This window comes from Arthrobacter wenxiniae (genome assembly GCF_013376105.1).
Classification (GTDB): Bacteria; Actinomycetota; Actinomycetes; order Actinomycetales; family Micrococcaceae; genus Specibacter; species Specibacter wenxiniae.
Genome location: NZ_JAAMFM010000052.1, coordinates 1 through 6,490, shown reverse-complemented (window position 1 = coordinate 6,490; position 6,490 = coordinate 1). Strand labels below are relative to the sequence as shown.

At 65.4% G+C, this 6,490-nt stretch carries 5 protein-coding genes and 1 pseudogene; 2 read left to right on the top strand and 4 right to left on the bottom strand.

The window, feature by feature from the left end; genetic code table 11:
* Positions 1-415 precede the first annotated feature (415 nt).
* From tyrS to G6034_RS19190, 3 genes are all read right to left on the bottom strand, one after another.
* The gene (gene tyrS / locus G6034_RS19200; RefSeq protein WP_176636703.1) at positions 416-1,726 is read right to left on the bottom strand and encodes a tyrosine--tRNA ligase; all 1,311 of its coding nucleotides are present in this window, start codon (positions 1,724-1,726) and stop codon (positions 416-418) included.
* 53 nt (positions 1,727-1,779) lie between these two features.
* Positions 1,780-4,020, bottom strand: coding sequence for a HelD family protein (locus G6034_RS19195; protein ID WP_176636702.1), 2,241 nt, complete (start codon positions 4,018-4,020; stop codon positions 1,780-1,782).
* Positions 4,021-4,120: 100 nt separating this feature from the next.
* The gene (locus G6034_RS19190; protein ID WP_425485549.1) at positions 4,121-4,408 is read right to left on the bottom strand and encodes a phosphoribosyltransferase family protein; all 288 of its coding nucleotides are present in this window, start codon (positions 4,406-4,408) and stop codon (positions 4,121-4,123) included.
* A 261-nt stretch (positions 4,409-4,669) separates the two neighbouring features.
* Here G6034_RS19190 and G6034_RS19185 point away from each other — a divergent pair, with 261 nt between their 5' ends.
* Positions 4,670-5,329, top strand: a complete 660-nt coding sequence (locus G6034_RS19185) for a GNAT family N-acetyltransferase (protein WP_176636701.1) — start codon at positions 4,670-4,672, stop codon at positions 5,327-5,329.
* Here G6034_RS19185 and G6034_RS19180 read toward each other — a convergent pair.
* Positions 5,268-5,933 (bottom strand): DNA-3-methyladenine glycosylase, encoded by a 666-nt coding sequence (locus tag G6034_RS19180; protein WP_176636700.1) that lies wholly within the window; start codon positions 5,931-5,933, stop codon positions 5,268-5,270. The genes G6034_RS19185 and G6034_RS19180 overlap by 62 nt on opposite strands.
* Before the next feature lie 206 nt (positions 5,934-6,139).
* On the opposite strand from G6034_RS19180, the pseudogene G6034_RS19175 reads away from it, so the two are divergent.
* Positions 6,140-6,490: pseudogene (locus G6034_RS19175) on the top strand (hypothetical protein); the annotation flags it as partial.

Genomic DNA, 6,490 nt, shown 5'->3' with positions numbered 1-6,490 from the left:
ATACATTCGAGTAATCCAAGTTGTTTTCACAACATGTTTTCGTCGACGTGATGTTTCAATGTTATTTCATCGGAATTCACTTTGTCCAATCCACATCCTGTGTGGCTCGTCACTCCATGAATTCCATAAACCACTAATATCCAATGAATACTCCACATTAGAAAACGCGGAAACACCCATGTAAAGGATATGTTTGGCTTAGTTTCCTGCAAGATGGGAGTCCACACTTCTCACGAAGCGACTCAACCTTGTGCAGGCGACAGAGGAAACATTACACAGCCACCCACCCCCAACGCAAATCGGCCAAGCCACGCGCCCAATCCAGGTACCGAGGCGGCTGGGCCGGCATTTCCGTAGGCGAAGTGAAGGAGAGGCACATCGAAGGGCCGGCACCAGCCCGTACCTCTCCGGTCGCTTAGCTGCCGAGTTCCACCATGGAGAGCGTGCGCTTTCCGCGCCGCACCAGCAGGTACTTGCCGTGCAGTGCATCCGCCGTACCCAGCACGGCATCGGGATCGGTGATCTTGGCATTGTTCACGTACGCGCCGCCCTCCCCCACTGTGCGGCGAGCCGCGGAGTTGCTGTTGGACAGCCCGGAAGCGACCAGCAGGTCAACAATTGAGAGTCCAGCAGCCGGCGCTGAGGATCGCGGGAGCTCACGGGTCGCTGATGCCAGCGTCGCTTCGTCCAGTTCCGCCAGGCTGCCCTGCCCGAACAGTGCTGCCGAGGCGGCAATGACCTTCACCGTCGCGTCGACGCCGTGCACCAGTGACGTGACCTGGAAGGCCAGTGTCCGCTGGGCCTCGCGAAGATGCGGCCGCTCGGAGACGGAACCCTCCAGTTCCGCAATTTCCTCGCGGGTGAGGAACGTGAACACCTTCAGGCGGTCTGCCACGTCGGCGTCGGAGGTGTTCAACCAGAACTGGTACATGTCGAACGGACTGCACATGTGTGCGTCGAGCCAGATCGCGTTGCCCTCACTCTTGCCGAACTTGGTGCCGTCGGAGTTGGTGATCAGCGGCGTGCCCAGGGCATGCACGGAAGCGCCTTCCACCTTGCGGATCAGGTCCGTGCCGCTGGTCAGGTTTCCCCATTGGTCGGAGCCGCCCTGCTGCAGGACGCAGCCGTACTGGCGGTACAGCTCCAGGTAGTCCATGCCCTGCAGGATCTGGTAGCTGAATTCGGCGTAGCTGATGCCCTCGTCCGAATTCAGGCGGGAGGCCACAATGTCCTTCTTGATCATGGTGCCGACCCGGAAGTACTTGCCAATGTCGCGCAGGAAGTCGATGGCGCTCATGGGCGCCGTCCAATCCAGGTTGTTGACCATGCGGGCGGCATTGTCGCCCTCAAACGACAGGAAGCGCTGCACCTGGCCCTGCAGGTAGCCAACCCACTCGGAAACCGTCTCCTTGGAATTCATGGTGCGCTCCGCCGTCGGGCGCGGGTCCCCCACCAGTCCGGTGGAACCGCCCACCAGGCCCAGCGGCTTGTGGCCGGCCAGCTGCAGGCGGCGCATGGTCAGCAGCTGCACCAGGTTGCCCAGGTGCAGGCTGGGCGCGGTGGGGTCGAATCCGCAGTAGTACGTGATGGGCTCGCCCGCGAGCAGTTCCTCGAGCGCGGCCTCGTCCGTGGAGACCTGGACCAGGCCCCGCCACTTGAGCTCCTGCCACACATTGGCGAAGCTGGGATCGTTCTCTGGGGCGCGGAGTTCAGTTTGCAAAGACACAACACAAAATTACCAGCACGACGCCGGTTCTTTCGATTCGCGCGTCCGCCGCCTTACGCTTCTATTCCCTCGGGCAAAGGTTCGGAGGCGATCAGTCGCAGTCGCTGCGTGGGGCGGGTCATGGCAACGTACAGGTCGCCGACGCGGCCCCCGGCACCTGCGAGCAGGGCCGCGGGCTCCACAATGACCACGCCGTCAAATTCCAGCCCCTTGGCCTCGTGCGGGTCGATCACCACAATGTCCTGTTCCACGGAACCGGCGCCGTGGCCCACCCGGCGGCCGTAGACCGTGCGCAACGCGGCCGCAGTCTCCGCCACGAGCGCGGGCGGGGCAATGACGGCCACCAGTCCCCCGCCCACCGCCGCCGTCTCCTCCTCCATGACAGCCACCACCCGGTCGACCAGCCCGCCCGGGGCAACGAGGTCAACAATCGGCCCCCACTCGCCGTCGCGCACTGCCTTGGGGGCGGAGACCACCTGGCCCGCTGCATTGGCCATCCGCACGGCCGCTTCGGCGATCTGTGTGGGGGTGCGGTAGTTGACGGTCAGTTCCTCCATGGTCCACCGCTCCCCCATGAACGGTGACAGCGCCTGGCGCCACGAATCGGCGCCGGCGGCGGAACTGGTTTGTGCGATGTCGCCCACGATCGTGAAGGACTTCACTGGGCAGCGCCGCACCAGCAGGCGCCACTGCATGGGCGAGAGCTCCTGCGCCTCATCAACCACCACGTGGCCGTACGCCCAGGTCCTGTCGCTCAAGGCCCTTTCCGCGTTCGTCAGGTGCTCGCCCTCGACAACGTTGTAGTCTGCCAACTGTTCGGCGGTGAGCATGCCGTCCACGCCCGAGTCCTCCAGCTGCTGGTTCATGTTGGAGATGGCCTTCTCGGCATTGGCGAGGTCACGCCGCCGTTGCGCGTCATGGGCGGCTTCAGCCCGGCCGCCCGTGGCGTCAAGCTCGCCCAGGAGTTCGGCGGCCTCGTCCAACAACGGCACGTCCGACTCGGTCCACGGGGCATTCGCCGGGCGCAAAAGCAGCGCGCGCTCCGCCTCGGTGAAGTTGGGAGCCACGGCCCTGAGGATCTCCGGCTTGCTGAACAGCTCCCGGACCAGTTTTTGGGCGCTCATCGGCATCCAGCACAGGTTGAGCATGATGCGCACCTCCCTTGCGGAACGGACATCCTCGGCGAGGTAGGACCTGTCGGCCGTGTTGCCCGCACCGCTGGCCTCGATGTGCTCGCGCAGCTGGTCCGTCAGCTCGCGCAGCAGGATCTTGACAAACGTCAGGCGGGCTTCGTTATGCGGCTTGCCGGTGGCACGGGCCTTGTCCCGGGCGCGGCGCACCTGGCGTGCAGTCAGCACCAGGCGGGTGCCCTCGACGTCGAGCCTGGCGTCGCCCCGCGGCAGCCTCTGCCGGTTGGCAACGGCGTTCGCCATGACCTGCGCCATGTCGATCCGGCCCTTGAGGCGTGCCACCTCCGGCGATTCGACGGCCGTGGCGTTGACACCCGGCAGCAGGTGACCGACGCTGGCCATGACCACGCCGGTCTCGCCCAGGGACGGCAATACGCGCTCAATGTACTTCATGAACGCGCTGGAGGGGCCCACCAGCAGCACGCCGGCGGCGGCGAGCCGCTCGCGGTGCGTGTACAGCAGGTAGGCGGCGCGGTGCAGGGCCACTGCTGTCTTTCCGGTGCCGGGGCCGCCCTGAACCACAAGCGCCCCGCTCAGCGGTGAACGGATGATGCGGTCCTGTTCGGCCTGGATGGTGCCCACGATGTCGCTCATGCGGCCGGTGCGCTTCGAGTTCAGGGCAGCCAGCAGCGCACCCTCCCCCTGCAGGTGTTCGCCGTCCACCAGCATGGTGTGGTCCAGAACGTCGTCCTCGATGGACTTGACGTTGCGCCCTTGAAGAATCAGGTGCCGGCGGCGGCGCACCCCCAGCCGCTCAAAGGCGGTGGCCTGGTAGAACGTGCCGGCCTCCGGGGCCCGCCAGTCCACCATCAGTTGGCGCAAGTCTTCCGTGGAGAGGCCGATCCGCCCGATGTAGCGCTGCTCGCCGCCGTCCAGGTCCAGGCGGCCAAAGACGAGCTTGTCGTCGACGGCGTTGAGCTGGGCCAGGCGCGTTTCATACAACGTGGCGAAAGCGTCGCGCTCGGAACGGTTTTGGTGCGTGCCCATGGACTTGGTCCGGCGCACCTCGCCAAGCTGCTCAATTTTTTCGGCGCGAAGTTCGTCCAGTCGGGCATACAGGCCATCAACGTAAGTGCGTTCACGGGCCAGCTCGGCGTCATACATGCAAAATGCTCCTGTTACCTAAGGCGGGCTTCCAAAAGGCGGACCGTCTATTCTATACCCGGCACGGCGGCAAGGGGTACCGGCGTCCACCGACAGGCTGCTACGCGTGCGGCAGCGACACAACCTCGCGGCCGGGGCGATTGTTCCGCCCCGGCAATTCGTCAATTTCCAGGACAACGCCGACGCCGGCCACCACTGCCCCGGCGCGCTCCAACAGGACCGCGGCGGCACCGGGGGTGCCTCCCGTGGCCAGGACGTCGTCGAGAATTAACACACGCGTGCCAGATGTGATGTCGTCCCGGTGGAGCTCCAAGGTGGCGCGCCCATACTCCAAGGCGTAGGCCTCGGCGGACACGGGGCGCGGAAGCTTTCCAGCATAGGCGGACACAACGGAATCCACCATCTGGCGCAGTGCCGCGCCGTCGGCAAAAACAGGGGTTAATTCTTTGAAAACAATGCCCGTCTTCGGGTAGTCGGCGAAGGAAGCGCACAGGGCCTCAACAACCGCTGAAACTGGCGGATTCTCAGGGGTTTGGAGGGGGCGTTGAACTGGCTTGGACGCGGTGCCGGGGGTCCCTTTCACCCTTCCACGCCACAGGCTCCGGATCGGGTGGTTTTCGGGAGGTAAAAAAGGTGCTTATATATTTCCGTGCAACACAACATTTCGCTTCCCGGGCACGGTGTCCGGCTTGTGCCGCTGCGCCGTCGCCATGCGGCAGATCTGTTCCCTTTTGTCGATGCCGACATGTGGGCAGGGATGGCTTCCGCGCGTCCCACCTCCCGGCGCGCCCTGGAAAAAATCTTTGCCGCTCGCATCACGGATCCGGCCATGATTGCGTTTGCAGTCATTGATGAGGCCACCGGCACCGTTGCCGGAACCACCAGCTTGTACGACTTCGTCCCGGACCAGTCACGAGTTGAGCTTGGCATGACATTTTTTGGCCGGAACTACTGGGGCCGCAACGTTAACGCCGCCTCCAAGCTGGCCCTGCTGTCCTTCGCGTTTGAGGAATTGCTGGTGCACCGGGTGACGCTGCGCTGCGACGTCCGCAATGTCCGCAGCGCCGCCGCCATCCTGAAGCTGGGCGCGTCACTGGACGGCGTGCTGCGCGGCTACCGCCGCGGCCACGACGGCTCCCGGGTGGACTGTGCCATCTACTCGATCCTGGAGCACGAGTGGCCGCACTCCCGGGCCGGTCTGGTGCACCGCCTCACCCCTGCTGACCTGCTGCCCGAAGTCACCGAACTCATCGAGTATTCGGAACAGTTGGTGCGCGACGACGCGGAGCACGCACCACTCCCGGCTTGAACCTTGACACTGTGGGGTCCCCTCCAATCCAGAACCGCCACGGGTAGTCAATGGTCCCCCCGGGGCCGCTGATGCCCACGCGGGGGCCCGTCACGACGCGCGTTTCACATTGGTCCGGCAGCGTGACTGTGACCTCCCCGCCGAGCGCCGGAATGCCATTATGCCCCCCGTTGAAGCCCATGGCCTTGGTGAGCCTGGCGGGGCCCTGCGCCAGCTCATAGTCGTGCCGTGCGGTGGGCCGGCGCGACCGGGCCAGCTCCAGGCCCTCGACTATCTCACCGGCACGCATCAGGCACCCCGACGACGTCCCCTCCGGCCGGCAGACCAGGTTGGCACAAAAATGCATTCCATAGGTGAAGTAGACGTAGAGGTGACCCGGCGGGCCGAACATGACCGCATTGCGGTTTGTCTTGCCGCGGTAGCTGTGGGCCCCGGGATCCGGGTCCGGGGAGTCCTCCGGGCCCAGATAAGCCTCGACCTCCGTCAGCCGTACGACGACGGGGCCTTCCGGGCTTTCGTGCCTCACCAGTGCGCCCAGAAGGTAGGGGGCCACCTCCGTTGCTGGATGCTGCAGGAGCTCAAGGATGTCGAGGGGCGGGGCCATGATTCCACGTTAGCAGGAGGCACAGCAGCGTCCCTCGGTGGTCGACCCGACGAGACCGGGGGCTTGTCGCGATCCTGGTCTCGTCCAGTGGTTGCTGTCCCAATTTGTGGGGGTTGATGCCTCCACAGGGGGTGCTGCGTGGGAAGTTGTTCCAGTTTCGAATCTATTTTCTAATAGTGTCAGTGCCTGTCGGTAATGTTGTGTCCATGGAAGCAATGGCGGGGGTGCCGGGCAGGTCCGGAACCCACACGGGGACAGGGGCCGCTGGTGAACACGTTCACCAGCTCCTCGCCCTGGCCGCGGCGCTCACCGCAGCCGCCGGAGCCGCCGCGGTCACCGCAGCCGCCGGAGCCGCCGCGGTCACTGCAGCCGCCGGAGCCGCCGCGGTCACCGCAGCTACCGGAGCCGCGGCCGAGGCTGCGGTCCCTGCTGCGGCCGAATGTGCGGACGCGGCCCGTGCCGCGTCCGGTGGGGCATCCGCCGTGGCGGATGCCCCACCGGATGCCCCGCCGGATGCCGGTGCCCGCGCCGGCGGGATTCCCGGCATTGGCGCCGGC

Bases quoted from the DNA above. Each gene is read 5' to 3' on its own strand.
- G6034_RS19180 (WP_176636700.1), bottom strand. From the start codon at position 5,933: ATGGCCCCGCCCCTCGACATCCTTGAGCTCCTGCAGCATCCAGCAACG.
- G6034_RS19195 (WP_176636702.1), bottom strand. From the start codon at position 4,020: ATGTATGACGCCGAGCTGGCCCGTGAACGCACTTACGTTGATGGCCTG.